Raw genomic sequence first — 14,556 nt, 5'->3', positions numbered from 1 at the left:
CCCCTTTCGTCATGCGAAAAAGCAAGAAAGGGGCCCTGACGGCCCCGAAGGCTCTCCCGCCTTCGCGCGAACCTAGGAATGCCCATGAGCTGGCTTGAAAAACTGCTACCCGCCAAGATCGCCCAGACCGACCCCGCCGAGCGCCGCCAGGTGCCCGAGGGTCTGTGGATCAAGTGCCCGGCCTGCGAGACGGTGCTCTACAAGACCGACCTCGAGCACAACCAGAACGTCTGCCCTAGCTGCAGCCATCACCACCGCATCGGCGCGCGTCCGCGCCTCGACGCTTTTCTCGATGCCGAGGGCCGCTACGAGATCGGCCAGGAAGTGCTGCCGGTCGACGCGCTCAAGTTCAAGGACAGCCGCAAGTACCCCGAGCGTCTGAAGGAAGCCCTGGAGAACACCGGCGAGACCGACGCGCTGGTCGTGATGGGTGGCTCGGTCCACAGCATCAGCGTGGTGGTCGCCTGCTTCGAGTTCGAATTCATGGGCGGCAGCATGGGCAGCGTGGTCGGCGAGCGCTTCGTGCGCGGCGTCGAGACCGCCATCGAGCAGAAGGTGCCGTTCATCTGCTTCACCGCCACTGGCGGCGCGCGCATGCAGGAAGGCCTGCTGTCGCTGATGCAGATGGCCAAGACCAATGCGGCGCTCACGCGCCTCGCGAAGAAGGGCCTGCCCTACATCAGCGTGCTGACCGACCCGACCATGGGCGGCGTGTCGGCCGGCTTCGCCTTCATGGGCGACGTGGTGATCGCCGAGCCCAAGGCGCTGATCGGCTTCGCCGGCCCGCGCGTGATCGAATCGACCGTGCGCGTGACCCTGCCCGAAGGCTTCCAGCGTGCCGAGTTCCTGCAGACCAAGGGCGCGATCGACTTCATCAGCGACCGCCGCGAACTGCGCAAGACCATCGCCAGCACGCTCGCGATGCTGCTGCGCCAGCCGGCGGATGCGGTGAGCTGAAGTCCCGGCTTCCCGAAAGACGAAGCGCCCGGAACCTCGCGGTTCCGGGCGCTTTTTTCATGGGGACTGCAAACGGTCAGAGCCGGTAGGCCAGTACCAGCAAGTTGTTCAGCACGATCGCGATCACCTGCAGCACGACGATCGCCGCCAGCGGCGACAGGTCGACACCGCCGAGCAGCGGAATGACGCGGCGGAACGGCCGCACCAGCGGCTCGGCCAGGCGCGAGATCAGGTCGAGCAGCATCGGCGAAGCGCCCGGCACCCACGAGAGCACCGCGTACACCACCAGCAGCGCGGTCAGTCCCGACACCGCGAGCTGCAGCAGGCCGATGAACGAGACCAGCGGCAGCGCGCCGATGCGCCCGAGGTTGCCGATCAAGAGCCACAGCACGAGGAACTTGGCGATCACCAGCAGCCAGGCGGCCACGGCGCTCGCGAGGTCCCACTTCTTGACGGCCGGCAGCAGGCGCCGCAGCGGCAGCACGATCCAGTCGGTGATGGCGAAGATGAAGCGGCCCAGCGGATTGCCGAAGGGCACGCGGTGGTACTGCATGTAGAGCCGCAGCAGGCAGGCGCCGCCGAGCAGGCCGACGATCACGTCGAGGAGGAACGATGGGATCTGATAGAGCATGGCGCGCGAGGTGAAGCGGAGTGCGATGATAGCCACGCAAGGCTCTTCGATGACGACACAACCCCTTCTGAACTCCCTGCCTTTGTTCCCGCTCGGCACGGTCCTCTTCCCCGGCGGCCTGCTGCCGCTGCGCATCTTCGAGGTGCGCTACCTCGACATGATCGGCAAGTGCCGCAAGGGCGGCGTGCCCTTCGGCGTGGTGAACCTCACGAGCGGCACCGAGGTGCGCAAGGCTGGCGCGCAGGCCGAGCGCTTCGCCGAGGTCGGCACGCTGGCCGTGATCCGCGAATTCGAATCGCCGCAAAGCGGCCTGCTGCAGATCGAGTGCGTGGGCACGCAGCGCTTTCGCGTGCGCCACAGCGAGCTGCAGAAGCATGGCCTGTGGATCGCCGACGTCGCGATCCTCGCCGACGACGTCGCGCTCGAGATCCCCGAGGACCTGCGGCACACCGCCACCGCGCTGCGCCGGCTGGTCGACACGCTCGAGGAACGCAAGCGCGCGCAGGACGCCACCGGCTCGCCGCCGGTGCGCCTGCCGATCGGCGCGCCCTACCGCTACGACGACTGCGGCTGGGTCGCCAACCGCTGGTGCGAGCTGGTGCCGATGCAGCTCGAGCTGCGGCAGCGATTGATGGAGCTCGAGAGTCCGCTGATGCGGCTGGAGCTGGTCAGCGATCTGCTGGCGCGCACCGGTATCGCCTGAAGGCACGCCCAGCCTCGTTTCGCGCTTCGGATTTGATAGCTGGCAGCGCACGGGCGGCGACGTGCGGGCGGGGATTCGCTCGCCTTTGCCTCAGTTAAAATCCCGCCTTTCGCGCCGATTCTTCCTTCCTGCGCGCGCCTCCCCCACCGCCTCCCATGTCCGAACAACAGCCGCACACCCCTGCTCCGGCCGCGACCACGCCCGCCGTCGACGACAACCAGCTCATCGCCGAACGCCGCGAGAAGCTCAAGCTGCTGCGCACCGCGCAGACCGAAGGCAAGGGCGTCGCGTTCCCCAACGACTTCAAGCCGGGCCACCGCGCCGCCGCGCTGGTCGAGGCGCACGACGCCGTCGAAGCCGAAGCGCTCGAGGCGCAGAACGTCGCCGTGAGCGTGGCCGGCCGCATGATGCTCAAGCGCGTGATGGGCAAGGCCAGCTTCGCGACCCTGCAGGACGCCACCGGCCGCATCCAGCTCTACGTCACGCGCGACGCGGTCGGCGAAGAGGTCTATGCCGAATTCAAGCGCTGGGACCTCGGCGACATCCTCGGCGCCGAAGGCACGCTGATGAAGACCAAGACCGGCGAGCTGTCGGTCAAGGTCACCGCGCTGCGCCTGCTGACCAAGAGCCTGCGCCCGCTGCCCGACAAGTTCCACGGCATGGCCGACCAGGAGCAGAAGTACCGCCAGCGCTACGTCGACCTGATCACCGACGAATCGGCGCGCGTGCGCTTCACCGCGCGCAGCAAGGCCGTGAGCGCGCTGCGCGAATTCATGGTGGCCAACGACTTCCTCGAGGTCGAGACGCCGATGCTGCACCCCATTCCGGGCGGCGCCAACGCCAAGCCCTTCAAGACGCACCACAACGCGCTCGACCAGGAGATGTTCCTGCGCATCGCGCCCGAGCTCTACCTCAAGCGCCTGATCGTGGGCGGCTTCGAGCGCGTGTTCGAGATCAACCGGAGCTACCGCAACGAGGGCATCTCGGTGCGGCACAACCCCGAGTTCACGATGATGGAGTTCTACGCGGCCTACTGGAACTACCGCGACCTGATGGACTTCACCGAGACGCTGATCCGCACCATCGCCGACAAGGCCGTGGGCACGCAGCAGCTCAGCTACCAGGGCAAGCCGGTCGACCTGACGCAGCCCTTCGAGCGCCTGACGATCCGCGAGGCGATCCTCAAGTACACCGATGCGGGCGACGGCGTCGACGACAGCGCCTGGCTCGTCAACGCCCTGCGCAAGCTGGGCCTGAGCGAGGAGAAGGACAGGCTCTCGCAGCGCAGCCTGGCCAGCCTGCAGGTGATGTACTTCGAGGAGACCGTCGAAGAGAAGCTCTGGCAGCCGACCTTCATCATGGAGCACCCGACCGAGATCTCGCCGCTGGCGCGCGCCAACGACGAGCGCCCCGAGGTCACCGAGCGCTTCGAGCTCTACATCACGGGCCGCGAGTTCGGCAACGGCTTCAGCGAGCTCAACGACGCCGAGGACCAGGCCGCGCGCTTCAACGCGCAGGTGGCGGCCAAGGACGGCGGCGACGACGAGGCCATGTACTACGACCACGATTTCGTGCGCGCGCTCGAGTACGGCATGCCGCCCACCGGCGGCTGCGGCATCGGCATCGACCGCCTGATGATGCTGCTGACCGACTCGCCGAGCATCCGCGACGTGATCCTGTTCCCCGCGCTGCGCAGGGAATCTTGAGCACCGCGGCCGCGAACGCCACCGCGATCGGCATCGACTTCGGAACCTCGAATTCGGCCGTCGCCTGCCGCATCGCGGGCGCCACCCGGCTGCTGCCGATCGAAGGCGCGGCCACCACCCTGCCCACCGCGATCTTCTTCAACGCCGAAGACCGCAGCACGCACTTCGGCCGCGACGCGATCGCGCTCTACCTCGCCGGCGTCGAAGGCCGGCTGATGCGCTCGCTCAAGAGCCTGCTGGGCAGCCCGCTGATGCAGGAGAAGACCGCGATCTTCGACGGCCTCGTGAGCTTCGAGGACATCATCGCGCGCTTCCTGCGCGAGATGGCGGAGCGGGCCGCGCGCGAGATGGGCCGCCTGCCCGAACGCGTGGTGATCGGCCGTCCGGTGCACTTCGTCGACGACGACAGCAAGCGCGACGAGCGCGCCGAGCAGAGCCTGCGCGCCGCCGCGCGCGCCGCGGGATTCCGCGACATCGCCTTCCAGCTCGAGCCGATCGCGGCCGCCTTCGACTACGAGCAGCGCGTGCGCAAGGAATCGCTGGTGCTGATCGTCGACATCGGCGGCGGCACTTCCGACTTCACCGTGGTGCGCCTGGGCCCCGAGCGCGCCGCGCGCGAGGAGCGCGGCGACGACGTGCTGGCCACGACCGGCGTGCACATCGGCGGCACCGACTACGACCAGCGGCTCAACCTCGACCGCGTGATGCCGCTGCTGGGCTTCGGCCATCACGGACCGCAGGGCCGCGAGGTGCCGAGCAAGGTGTTCTTCGACCTGTCGTCCTGGCACCTGATCAACTGGCTCTACCTCGCCAAAGCCACCCGGCAGGCGCGCGAGCTGCGCACCAGCTATGCCGACACGCGGCTGCACGACCGGCTCATGGCGGTGCTCGACGAACGCCACGGCCATCGCGTGCTCGGCGCGGTGGAGCAGGCCAAGATCGACGCCTCGGTCGGCGATGCACCCGCCACCATCGACCTCGACTGCGCCGAGCCCGGCCTCACGAGCACCCTGTCGCCGGCCGACATGGCGCAGCAGCTCGCGGCGCAGTTCGAGGCCGTGATCGCCTGCGCCCATGCCTGCGTCAAGCGCGCCGGCCTGCGCAGCAACGAGCTCGATGCCATCTACCTCACCGGCGGCTCCTCGGCGCTGCGGCCCTTCCAGCAGGCGCTGCGCAAGAGCTTCGCGGGCGTGCCGCTGGTCGAGGGCGACCTGTTCGGCGGCGTGGCCTCGGGGCTGGCCTTCGCGGCGCGCTGAGCGGCGGGCCCCGCCTCATCGGTCCCGCCATCGCGCATGAAGTACCTCTCGGCCTATCCGACGACGCTGCAGGCGCAGGTGCGCCGGCTGCTCGACGAGCAGCGCCTGGGTACGTGGCTGCGCGAGCGCTATCCCGAGGGCGCGCATGCCGTGCAGACCGACCAGGCGCTCTACCTCTACACGACCGGGCTCAAGAACGAGTTCATGCGCAAGGCCGGCCCGCTGTCGAAGGTGATCTTCGACAGCAAGCTGCACGTGATCCGCCATGCGCTGGGCACCCACACCACCGTGTCGCGCGTGCAGGGCAGCAAGCTCAAGACCAAGCAGGAGATCCGCGTCGCGAACCTGTTCAAGGCCGTGCCGGCACCCTGGCTGCGCATGATCGTCGTGCACGAGCTCGCGCACATGAAGGAACGCGACCACGACAAGGCCTTCTATGCGCTGTGCACGCACATGGAGCCGGACTACCACCAGCTGGAGTTCGATCTGCGGCTGTACCTGACGCACATCGAGGCGGGCGGGATGCGCCTGTGGGAATCGGCGGCCACGCCGCCCGCCGCATCCTGAGCAGGGCGCGGCGGCTTGCGTGGGGCCGCGGCCGTGCACACAATCGCCCCCGCATGGCGCGCGATTCGGGAGGCGCGCCCCCAAGAGAAAGAGGGAGTCCATGAAACATCCACTGCACCTGACATCGGCGGGCGATCCGCAGTTCATCGGAGAGATCGTCGAGGGCTTCAGGCTCGGGCTCGTCGAACTCGGCTACGACGTCAGCTGGCAGCAGGCACAGGTCGACGCGAGCCGCGTCAACATCGTCATGTTCGCCGCCGGGCTGACCTGGAACCAGTTGGCGCATCTCGGGCCCGACTGCATCGTCGTCAACATCGAGCAACTGGTCGAGGGCGGCAATGCGTTCACGCCGGCCTACCTGGAGATCCTGCGCAACAGCTACGTGTGGGAATACAGCGAACTGAATTTCCGGCGCTATGCGGAGCTCGGAATCCCCCGCGCGGACCTGGTGCCCTATGGCTACCAGGCTGGCGCCATCCTGCCGCCGCCGGTGTCCGACCCGCCCGTGGCCGAGGACATCGACGTTCTCTTCTTCGGCAGCCTCAACGATCGGCGCATGCGCCTGCTGGAGGCGCTCCGAGCGCGCGGCATGACCGTCGCGGCACACCACACGATCCCGCTGGCGGAGCGCGCCGCCCTGCTGGCGCGCAGCCGGCTGCTGCTCAATGTGAGCTATCTCGACGCCACGCGCACGGTGGAGATTCCGCGGCTGGCCGTGGGCTTCGTCGCGAAGAAGCCGATCCTCACCGAGATCTACGACGACAGCGAGTTGCGGACCGAACTGCGCCCGGGGGTCTTCGGCGAGCCCTATGAGCGGCTCGCGGACACGGCCGAGCGGCTGCTGTCGGCACCGGAAGAACGCCGGGAACGCGCCGAGCTGGGCCACCGGCTCTTCACGGCCACCTCGCAGGCGATGTTCATCCAGCCCGCGATCGAGCGCTTCTTCGCGTGGCGCTCGCAACAAGCCGGCGGCTGAGCCGACCGCGAGTGCGCAGGCCGGCGCCCCGGTTCAGCGAAAGAAGGCCGACAGCTCGACGGCCAGGGCTTCGACCTCTTCCTGCGACATGTCGGCGATCGCCTCCGGCGCACGCGCATTCTCGGTATCGCGAATCCGCTCGATGTGCTCGCCGCGCGAGACCGAGTCATGGTGCAGGTGGAACATCGGTACGTTCATCGAGTGCCAGCGCACGCCGAGCCGCGAGGCGCGGCGCAGCAGTTCGTCGTCTTCGCCGCCCCAGCCTTCGAGCCGCGCGTTGTAGCCGCCCACGCGGATGTATTCGCCGCGCTTGAAAAACACGATCCCGCCGTTTGCATTGGGGTAGAGCACGATCGCGTCCTCGGGCAGGTTCTTCGGATCGATCGCGGCCAGACGCGCATGGTCCGGATCGGCCATGAAGTCCTGCTTGAGCGCACCGGCGATGTTGATCACCGACCAGTAGGGACACAGCGCATCGCTGTCCGGACCTTCCAGCAGTGCATCGACGCAGGCACGCATCGCCCAAGGCATGGCGATCGAATCGGCATCGTGGAAGCAGATCACCGGGCTGCGCGCGAGCCGCACGCCGGTGTTGTAGAGCATCGACTTGGGGAACGGGCCGTCGTGCGGCACGAAGACATGCCGGATGTTCGGATCGCCGAGCCGGTTCCAGTCGAAGCTCGGCATGGCCGCGGCCTCGAGCAGCCACAGCCGGTAGTCGGTGTAGGTGTGCGCCAGGTGCGCGAGCACGGTGTAGAGGTTTTCGCGCCGCTCCTCGTTGGCCTCGCGGTACGACACGATGATGTCGATGTCGCGCAGGGAGGTCTTGGTCGCTTCGGCCATGGCGTTGCTCCCCTCAGAAGGGTCGGTAGAGGATGAAGTTGTCGTCGCCCGCGGGCTGCTTGAAGCGCGTGTCCCGGATCTCGAGCTGCACCGGCTGGGTCTTCTCGTCCTGGTAGCGGTTGAAGATGCCCGCGCCGTTCACCTTCTCGACCACTTCCGCCAGGCCGGGGCCGGCCCAATTGTCGTGGCCGCGCAGCAGGTAGAAATGCATCACGCCGCACTGCTGGTGCGCCCAGTAGTCGTGCCACGAGAAGGAGTCGGGCCGCCAGAGCGAGTTGTGGCCCTCGAAGAAGACGGGACGGCTCATCGGCATGCACTCGGGCGTGGAGATGAGGATGTAGCGCGAGCGGTAGTTGAGGAACTCCAGCAGGTCGCGGCCCTGCGAATGCAGCATGTGCTCGATGACATCACCGAGGATGACGACGTCGTACAGGTCGCTGCTGCGCTTGTAGAGCCCATCGGCGGTGATCGGCAGGATGTGGTGGTAGCCCGTTTCGCGCAGGCCCGGGAAGGCGGCTTCGTCGCACTCGAGCGCGGTGAGCTCGCAGTCCGGAACGATGTCCTTGAGCAGCGCACCGTACTTGCCCCCGCCGGCGCCGATGTCGAGGATGCGCTGCGGGCCGATCGCCCGCACGATCTCCTGCGTCAGGGTGTCGAAGGTCGGCCAGGAATAGCCTATGTGCGCCATGGGAATCCCTCCGCTTTTCGCTGCTGTTCTGGGGCGTACGACTGTACAGGAACACCCCGGCGAGGCTGCCGCCGCGGCGTCAGGTTCTGCACGGTTGCGCGGGCTTTGACCGCCGCGGCTGGTGGCTAGCGGCTCTTCTGCGAGGCCGCGTCCATGGCCGCCATGTACACCGAGCGGTAGGGCTCGGACAAGCTCACGAAATGGACCAGCAGCGTGTCCTCGTCGGCCAGCAGCGGCGGCGTGTTGAGGCTGAGGTTGTCCAGCACGCTGTGCTCGCCGAGCAGGCCCTCCTCCTTCAGCACCTCGTTGGTGTAGTGCTGGTCGCCCAGGCTGCTGTAGACCTGGGATTTGTCGGCCACCTCGCCGATGCGCGCCCAGATGCGTTCGAGCAGCGCGAGATTGGCCGGCGTGTTGCGAAAGCCCATGACGCCCGAATTGAAGCGCCAGGCGCCGACGTCCTTGGCCAGCAGCAGGTCGCGGCCCTGCAGCAGGGGTTCGATGGAACGCGCGGGGTTGCGAAAGATCACGTCGGCATCGACCCAGATCACCCAGTCGTGCTGCGCCAGGTGCCGCTGCAGCAGCCAGGTGCGCACCCACGAGCCGTTGATGCCGGGCCCGATCGCCTCGGGCAGCGCCCGGTACACGTGGTACGCATGGCCGTGGCGCTCGCAGTAGCGGCGCACGTTGTGCTCCGACACGCGCGCGTAGGTCGCGACATGGTGCGTGTAGAGCGTGAGGAAGGCGATGCGCGCCTGCGGATTGAAGCTCGTGAGTGCGTCGTCGGACAACGCTGGATATGCGGGCGGCTGCAGCACCGGCCGGCCCTGCATCAGGGCGCCGTTGACCTCGCGCACCAGCAGCGCCTGCAGGTTCAGGTCGTGCAGGATCTCGTCGCGCCAGCCGCCGCCAGGCAGCGGCACCGGCAGCGCGGCGAGGTTCACCACGAAGACCCGCGCGTCGTGCCACTGCGAGACGCGCCACGAGACGTTGACGCAGGCCTCGGCCAGCACGCTGTTGCAGGGCAGCAGCCCCGCCGGCGCCAGGCGCGCGGTCTCGTCGAGCCGCGGCGATTCGAGCGCGACCACGTGGCCCGCATCGATGATCAGCTGATGCAGCAGCGCACGGTTGCCGGGCGTGTTGCGCAGCACCAGCATGTTGGTCATGGCGGGACCGGCGCGGTCGCCGGTCGACGGTCCCTCGAACGCGACGAGGTCGCGCTCCTGCATCAGCGCCTCGACCGCGACCGGGTGGAACACCACCGAGTCGCCGTCGAGGAACAGCAGCCAGTCACCCTCGGCCAGCGTGCGCAGGTGGCGCAGGATCTGGCTGTACCTGGCGCTCGCGCGCAGTGCCGGATGGGCGATGCGCCCGGTGTCGACCCACTGGTGCGGATAGCCGAACAGACGGCAGTAGTGCGCGTGGTTGCGCAGCACCGCCTCGTCCGCGCGCTGAAGAAGGCTGAGGCACAGGGGCATGGGTCACTCCAGGCAGTGGACCGCCGCGGGCGACGATGGCGTCGCGCTAGATGTCGAGCAAGCGGCGCGCATCGAGGTAGCCGCGCGAACGCGTGAGCGCCTGCCAGCCGGCGGCCTCGCCTTGCGGCAGCAGCCCTCGGCGCCGTGTCTCGCTGCCGCGCGCCTCGGCACCGGGCTGCCAGCGGCCGGCACGTTCGGCGGCTTCGAAGCCGTCGAGGAACTCGTCGAGCGGCCGGCCTTCGCCGATGCTCTGGTTGCACAGCAGCGCGAGATCGCAGCCGGCGCCCAGCGCGGCCAGCGCCGCGTCGGCGAAGCTCAGCAGTTCGCCGTCGATGTAGCGGCCGGCCTCCATGCTGAGGTCGTCGCTGAAGATGGTGCCGTCGAAGCCGAAGCGGCCGCGCAGGATCTCGCGCAGCCAGCGCGGCGAGAAGCCCGCGGGCCGGCTGTCGACCTTCGGATAGATCACGTGCGCCGGCATGACCGCCGCCAGCGCGCCGCCGAGCCAGTCGTAGGGCCGCGCATCGTCGGCCAGGATGGCCTTGAGGCTGCGCCGGTCGACCGGGATCTCCACATGCGAATCGGCATTGACCCAGCCGTGTCCCGGAAAGTGCTTGCCGCAGTTGCGCATGCCCGCGAGCAGCATGCCGTGCATCAGGCTCTTGGCCAGCAGCGCGACCACGCGCGGATCGCGGTGGAAGCTGCGCGTGCCGATCACGGTGCTGCGGCCATGGTCGAGGTCGAGCACCGGCGCGAAGCTGAAGTCGACGCCGCAGGCGCGCAGTTCGCCGGCCAGCACCTGGCCCGCCGCGGTCGCGACCTGGGTGGCGCGCATCGCGTCGCGCATCCAGAGTTCGCCCAGCGACTGCATCGTCGGCAGGTGGGTGAAGCCGTCGCTGCGAAAGCGCTGCACCCGCCCGCCCTCGTGGTCGACGCAGATCAGCAGGTCGGGCCGGATCGCCTTGATCTCGGCATTGAGCGCCGTCATCTGCGCACGGCTTTCCCAGTTGCGCGCGAAATGGATCACGCCGCCCACGCGCGGATGCGCCAGGCGGCGGCGGTCGTCGTCGGTCAGCGCCGTGCCGGCCACGTCGACGACCAGCGGCGAAAGGAGCACGTCTTCGGTCTTCGCACTCATGGCGCGGGCCCATCCTTGCGTTCGACCACCACGAAGCTCGCGGCGTATTCGGTTTCGTCGGTGACGGTGACGTGGGCCGTGAGGTTCTGCGCCTCGAACCAGGTCTTGAGCTCGCCGTGCAGCACGATCACCGGCTTGCCGCTGCGCAGGTTGGCGATCTCGCACAGACGCCAGCTCATCGGCATGCGCATGCCCATGCCGATGGCCTTGCTGAAGGCCTCCTTGGCCGAGAAGCGGGTGGCGAGGTAGCTGAGGCCGCGCTTGGGCCAGCGCTCGCTGCGGGCCTTCCAGACCGCGAATTCGGCGTCGCTGAGCACCCGGCGCGCGAAGCGCTCGCCCTGGCGCTCGAAGGTCGCGGCGATGCGGCGGACGTCGCAGATGTCGGTGCCGATGCCGTAGATCATGCGGCGGCGTGGGCCTCGGCGATGCAGCGCAGGTAGTCGCGCGTGGCGGCCTCGTAGCCCAGCTCGAGCGCGTCGGCCACGAAGGCATGGCCGATCGAGACCTCCTGCACGCCGGGCACCGCCTTCAGGAAGGGCGTGAGGTTGTCGCGGCTCAGGTCGTGGCCGGCGTTCAGGCCCAGGCCGGCGGCGAGCGCGGCGCGCGCCGTGGCCGCGTAGCGCTCGAGCACGGCCTTCTCGTCGGGCGTGCCGCGCGAGGCCGCGAAGGATTCGGTGTAGAGCTCGACGCGGTCGGCGCCGACGGCCTTGGCCGCGGCCATCATCTCGGGAATCGGGTCCATGAACAGGCTGACGCGCACGCCCAGCGCCCTGGCTTCCGCGATCAGCGGGCGCAGGCGCTCGGCGTCGTCGGGGAAGGTCCAGCCGTGGTCGCTGGTGGACTGGGTCTCGCTGTCGGGCACGAAGGTGGCCTGGTGGGGACGCAGCTCGCGCACGAAGTCCATCAGGTTCTGGAACGGGTTGCCCTCGATGTTGAACTCGATGCCGGGCCAATCTTTCGCCAGCAGCGCCGAGAGGTCGTGCACGTCGTGGGCGCGGATGTGGCGCGCGTCGGGGCGCGGATGCACGGTGATGCCCTGGGCGCCGGCCTGCAGGCACAGGGTGGCGGCCCTCGTCACGCTCGGGATGCCCAGGTGGCGCGTGTTGCGCACCAGCGCGACCTTGTTGAGATTGACCGACAGCGCGGTAGTGCCGGCCGAGACGGAGGAAGTGCTCATAGTGCTTGTATATCTCTCATCAACTGCCGCGTACGCAGCATGGACACGCCGCAATGGTAGTTGAGCAGCACGCGCAGCTGGTTGCGCAGCGCGCTGTTGCTGCCGTTGCTCAGGGTCGCGACCAGCCGCAGCGTGGCCGTGAACGGCGCGCGGTCGTCGAGCGCGGCCTGCAGCCGCTGCCAGTCGGCACCGGCCAGCGCGGCCTCGTCGTCGGCCGCCACGCGCAGGCCGGCCTCGGCGACCAGGGCATAGCGGGTGCCGGCTTCGAGCGCCTCGAGCGTCAGGGTCTGCACGTCGAGCTGGGGCAGCAGGCCGACCCCGCGCAGCAGCAGCAGCTCGAAGGCGCGCAACGCGGCCGCCTGGGTGGTGGCCTGGGCGCCGCCGTGGTCGCCGGCCAGCACCTGCACCACGCCGCCGTAGGCGTCGAACAGGGCCTCGTGCGCGTCGTCGCGCGCCAAGAGGCGCAGCAGCAGCTCGTTGAGGTAGTAGCCCGACAGCAGCGCATCGCCGGTGGGCATGACGTGGCCGCCCATCCATTCGGCGCCCTTCAGGGTGCGGATCTCGGCATCGCCGCCATAGTTGATCTCCAGCGGCTGCAGCGGCAGCAGCACCGGGCGGAAGTTGGAGCTCGGCCGCTTCGCCCCCTTGGCCACGAGCGCGATGCGCCCATGGTGGCGGGTGAAGACCTCGAGGATCAGGCTCGACTCGCTCCAGTCGTAGCGATGGAGCACATAGGCCGGTTCGTGCGAAACGCGATGGGCGGCGGCCACTTCATTCGTAGCCGAACGAGCGCACGCGGGCCTCGTCGTCGGCCCAGCCCGAACGCACCTTGACCCAGAGTTCGAGGAACACCTTGGCGTCGGCCAGCTTCTCGAGCTCGACGCGGGTCTCCATGCCGATGCGCTTGATGCGCTCGCCCTTGTCGCCGATCACCATCGCCTTGTGGCTGTCGCGCTCAACCACGATGGTGGCGGCGATGCGCAGCAGGCGCTTGTGGCCCTTCTTCTGCGGCGCTTCCTCGTCGAACTTGTCGATCACGACGGTCGAGGTGTAGGGCAGCTCGTCGCCGGTGAGGCGGAACAGCTTCTCGCGCACCAGCTCGCTGGCGAGGAACTTCTCGCTGCGGTCGGTGAGCTCGTCCTCGTCGTAGAACCAGGGCTGCTCGGGCAGGTACTTCTCGCAGATGCCGAACAGGCGTTCGACGTCCTTCGCGTTCTTGGCCGACATCGGCACGAACTCGGCGAACTCGTGCTTGGCCTGCATCTGCTGCAGCCAGGGCGCGACGTCCGCGCGGCGCCCCACGCTGTCGAGCTTGTTGGCCAGCAGGATCGTCGGGATTCCCTTGCCGAGCAGCTTGAGCACGCGCTCGTCGGCCGGCGTGAAGCTGCCGGCCTCGACCACGAACAGGATCAGGTCGACGTCGCCGACTGCGCCCTGCACGGTCTTGTTGAGCGACTTGTTCAGTGCGTTGCCATGCAGGGTCTGGAAGCCCGGCGTGTCGACGAACACGAACTGCGTGGCACCGATCGTGCGCATGCCGGTGATGCGATGGCGCGTGGTCTGCGCCTTGCGCGAGGTGATGCTGATCTTCTGGCCGACCAGCGCGTTGAGCAGCGTGGACTTGCCCACGTTGGGCTTGCCGACGATGGCCACCAGGCCGCAGTGCTGCGGGCCCATGGCTTCCGCCGGTTTGGATTCGCCCGCCGGGTCCTGGGGCTGTGCTGCTGATTTGATAGCGTCGTTCATTTCGTTTTCACGCGCCGCCGCGTGCCTTGAGGCGGATCAACATGGCGGCGGCTGCCGCCTGCTCGCCGGCGCGGCGCGAACCGCCGATGCCGCGTTCGCGAAGGCCCAGCTCGGGCACTTCGCACTCGACGTCGAAGGTCTGCTTGTGCGCTGCCCCCAGTGTCCCCGCGACGCGGTAGACGGGCAGCTTCATTTTGTGACCCTGCAGCCATTCCTGCAATTCGGTCTTCGGGTCCTTGCCCACCGCCTCCATGCGCGGATTGATCTCGACCGCCTCGTAGAGCCGGTGCACCAGCGCCTGCGCGGCCGCGAAGCCGGCATCGAGGTAGACCGCGCCGATCAGCGCCTCGAGCGCATCGGCCAGGATCGACGGCCGGTTCGGACCGCCCGAGCGGGCTTCGCCCTCGCCCAGCCGCAGCAGCGGCGAGAGCGCGAGGCCCAGCGCCAGCCGGTGCAGGGTGTCCTGCTTCACGAGGTTGGCGCGCACGCGCGACAGGTCGCCTTCGGGCAGGGCCGCGAGACGCGTGTAGAGCAGGTGCGAGACCGCCAGGTTCAGCACCGAGTCGCCGAGGAACTCGAGGCGCTCGTTGTGGTCGGCGGAGAAGCTGCGGTGCGTGAGCGCGAGCTGCAGCAGCCGCGGGTCGGCGAACGTGTACTTCAGGCGCGACTGGAGCGCCGTGAGGCCGCCGTCCACCT

The 14,556-nt window shown here is 68.7% G+C and carries 16 protein-coding genes; 6 read left to right on the top strand and 10 right to left on the bottom strand.

The genetic code is table 11. From position 1 onward, the window contains the following. Positions 1 to 84: 84 nt before the first annotated feature. On the top strand, positions 85 to 957 hold the full coding sequence (gene accD, locus AC1HIL_RS11995; RefSeq protein WP_057592272.1) for an acetyl-CoA carboxylase, carboxyltransferase subunit beta: 873 nt from the start codon (positions 85 to 87) through the stop codon (positions 955 to 957). A 76-nt stretch (positions 958 to 1,033) separates the two neighbouring features. On the opposite strand, the gene AC1HIL_RS11990 is transcribed toward accD, so the two are convergent. Continuing rightward, a complete protein-coding gene (locus tag AC1HIL_RS11990) occupies positions 1,034 to 1,588 on the bottom strand; it encodes a YggT family protein (protein WP_057592332.1) in 555 nt (184 codons plus the stop codon). Between the two features lie 49 nt (positions 1,589 to 1,637). Here AC1HIL_RS11990 and AC1HIL_RS11985 point away from each other — a divergent pair, with 49 nt between their 5' ends. From AC1HIL_RS11985 to AC1HIL_RS11965, 5 genes are all read left to right on the top strand, one after another. Continuing rightward, positions 1,638 to 2,291, top strand: coding sequence for an LON peptidase substrate-binding domain-containing protein (locus tag AC1HIL_RS11985; RefSeq protein WP_413764236.1), 654 nt, complete (start codon positions 1,638 to 1,640; stop codon positions 2,289 to 2,291). 155 nt (positions 2,292 to 2,446) lie between these two features. Continuing rightward, a complete protein-coding gene (gene lysS, locus AC1HIL_RS11980; RefSeq protein WP_261208669.1) occupies positions 2,447 to 3,997 on the top strand; it encodes a lysine--tRNA ligase in 1,551 nt (516 codons plus the stop codon). Continuing rightward, positions 3,994 to 5,253 (top strand): Hsp70 family protein, encoded by a 1,260-nt coding sequence (locus AC1HIL_RS11975; RefSeq protein ID WP_479671875.1) that lies wholly within the window; start codon positions 3,994 to 3,996, stop codon positions 5,251 to 5,253. Before lysS ends, AC1HIL_RS11975 begins: the two co-directional genes overlap by 4 nt. Positions 5,254 to 5,289: 36 nt before the next feature. Continuing rightward, positions 5,290 to 5,820 carry a M48 metallopeptidase family protein gene (locus AC1HIL_RS11970; RefSeq protein WP_479671874.1) on the top strand — a complete coding sequence of 177 codons (531 nt, stop codon included), beginning with the start codon at positions 5,290 to 5,292 and terminating at the stop codon, positions 5,818 to 5,820. 100 nt (positions 5,821 to 5,920) lie between these two features. Then, positions 5,921 to 6,796 carry a CgeB family protein gene (locus tag AC1HIL_RS11965; protein WP_479671873.1) on the top strand — a complete coding sequence of 292 codons (876 nt, stop codon included), beginning with the start codon at positions 5,921 to 5,923 and terminating at the stop codon, positions 6,794 to 6,796. 33 nt (positions 6,797 to 6,829) lie between these two features. Here the strand turns inward: AC1HIL_RS11965 and AC1HIL_RS11960 are convergent, their stop codons facing one another. The 9 genes from AC1HIL_RS11960 to rnc all read right to left on the bottom strand — a co-directional run bounded on the left by AC1HIL_RS11960 (position 6,830) and on the right by rnc (position 14,554). Continuing rightward, a complete protein-coding gene (locus AC1HIL_RS11960) occupies positions 6,830 to 7,639 on the bottom strand; it encodes a galactosyltransferase-related protein (RefSeq protein WP_479671872.1) in 810 nt (269 codons plus the stop codon). Between the two features lie 13 nt (positions 7,640 to 7,652). Beyond that, positions 7,653 to 8,327 (bottom strand): class I SAM-dependent methyltransferase, encoded by a 675-nt coding sequence (locus tag AC1HIL_RS11955; protein WP_261208681.1) that lies wholly within the window; start codon positions 8,325 to 8,327, stop codon positions 7,653 to 7,655. Between the two features lie 125 nt (positions 8,328 to 8,452). Continuing rightward, positions 8,453 to 9,802 (bottom strand): glycosyltransferase family protein, encoded by a 1,350-nt coding sequence (locus tag AC1HIL_RS11950; protein WP_479671871.1) that lies wholly within the window; start codon positions 9,800 to 9,802, stop codon positions 8,453 to 8,455. Positions 9,803 to 9,848: 46 nt separating this feature from the next. Then, complete coding sequence (gene nagZ, locus AC1HIL_RS11945; RefSeq protein ID WP_479671870.1) at positions 9,849 to 10,937, bottom strand: beta-N-acetylhexosaminidase; 1,089 nt, start codon at positions 10,935 to 10,937, stop codon at positions 9,849 to 9,851. Further along, the gene (gene acpS, locus AC1HIL_RS11940; RefSeq protein ID WP_057592281.1) at positions 10,934 to 11,341 is read right to left on the bottom strand and encodes a holo-ACP synthase; all 408 of its coding nucleotides are present in this window, start codon (positions 11,339 to 11,341) and stop codon (positions 10,934 to 10,936) included. The genes nagZ and acpS overlap by 4 nt, the downstream gene beginning before the upstream one ends. Next, positions 11,338 to 12,114 carry a pyridoxine 5'-phosphate synthase gene (locus AC1HIL_RS11935; RefSeq protein ID WP_479671869.1) on the bottom strand — a complete coding sequence of 259 codons (777 nt, stop codon included), beginning with the start codon at positions 12,112 to 12,114 and terminating at the stop codon, positions 11,338 to 11,340. The genes acpS and AC1HIL_RS11935 overlap by 4 nt, the downstream gene beginning before the upstream one ends. Beyond that, positions 12,111 to 12,884 (bottom strand): DNA repair protein RecO, encoded by a 774-nt coding sequence (gene recO, locus AC1HIL_RS11930; protein WP_422097809.1) that lies wholly within the window; start codon positions 12,882 to 12,884, stop codon positions 12,111 to 12,113. The genes AC1HIL_RS11935 and recO overlap by 4 nt, the downstream gene beginning before the upstream one ends. Position 12,885: 1 nt before the next feature. Continuing rightward, positions 12,886 to 13,860, bottom strand: coding sequence for a GTPase Era (era, locus tag AC1HIL_RS11925; RefSeq protein WP_057592284.1), 975 nt, complete (start codon positions 13,858 to 13,860; stop codon positions 12,886 to 12,888). 7 nt (positions 13,861 to 13,867) lie between these two features. Then, complete coding sequence (gene rnc, locus AC1HIL_RS11920) at positions 13,868 to 14,554, bottom strand: ribonuclease III (RefSeq protein ID WP_479671868.1); 687 nt, start codon at positions 14,552 to 14,554, stop codon at positions 13,868 to 13,870. Positions 14,555 to 14,556: the final 2 nt, after the last annotated feature.

It is taken from the genome of Variovorax sp. ISS6, from assembly GCF_056523145.1.
The sequence above is the reverse complement of the archived record's forward strand: the minus strand, read 5'-3'. Positions and strand labels throughout refer to the sequence as shown.

What these genes read in the sequence shown, in the direction of transcription:
- AC1HIL_RS11950 (WP_479671871.1), bottom strand. Translation starts at nt 9,802, where the DNA reads ATGCCCCTGTGCCTCAGCCTTCTTCAGCGCGCGGACGAGGCGGTGCTG.
- AC1HIL_RS11990 (WP_057592332.1), bottom strand. Translation starts at nt 1,588, where the DNA reads ATGCTCTATCAGATCCCATCGTTCCTCCTCGACGTGATCGTCGGCCTG.
- AC1HIL_RS11985 (WP_413764236.1), top strand. Translation starts at nt 1,638, where the DNA reads ATGACGACACAACCCCTTCTGAACTCCCTGCCTTTGTTCCCGCTCGGC.
- era (WP_057592284.1), bottom strand. Translation starts at nt 13,860, where the DNA reads ATGAACGACGCTATCAAATCAGCAGCACAGCCCCAGGACCCGGCGGGC.
- AC1HIL_RS11965 (WP_479671873.1), top strand. Translation starts at nt 5,921, where the DNA reads ATGAAACATCCACTGCACCTGACATCGGCGGGCGATCCGCAGTTCATC.
- nagZ (WP_479671870.1), bottom strand. Translation starts at nt 10,937, where the DNA reads ATGAGTGCGAAGACCGAAGACGTGCTCCTTTCGCCGCTGGTCGTCGAC.
- AC1HIL_RS11955 (WP_261208681.1), bottom strand. Translation starts at nt 8,327, where the DNA reads ATGGCGCACATAGGCTATTCCTGGCCGACCTTCGACACCCTGACGCAG.
- AC1HIL_RS11970 (WP_479671874.1), top strand. Translation starts at nt 5,290, where the DNA reads ATGAAGTACCTCTCGGCCTATCCGACGACGCTGCAGGCGCAGGTGCGC.
- AC1HIL_RS11960 (WP_479671872.1), bottom strand. Translation starts at nt 7,639, where the DNA reads ATGGCCGAAGCGACCAAGACCTCCCTGCGCGACATCGACATCATCGTG.
- acpS (WP_057592281.1), bottom strand. Translation starts at nt 11,341, where the DNA reads ATGATCTACGGCATCGGCACCGACATCTGCGACGTCCGCCGCATCGCC.
- lysS (WP_261208669.1), top strand. Translation starts at nt 2,447, where the DNA reads ATGTCCGAACAACAGCCGCACACCCCTGCTCCGGCCGCGACCACGCCC.
- accD (WP_057592272.1), top strand. Translation starts at nt 85, where the DNA reads ATGAGCTGGCTTGAAAAACTGCTACCCGCCAAGATCGCCCAGACCGAC.
- AC1HIL_RS11935 (WP_479671869.1), bottom strand. Translation starts at nt 12,114, where the DNA reads ATGAGCACTTCCTCCGTCTCGGCCGGCACTACCGCGCTGTCGGTCAAT.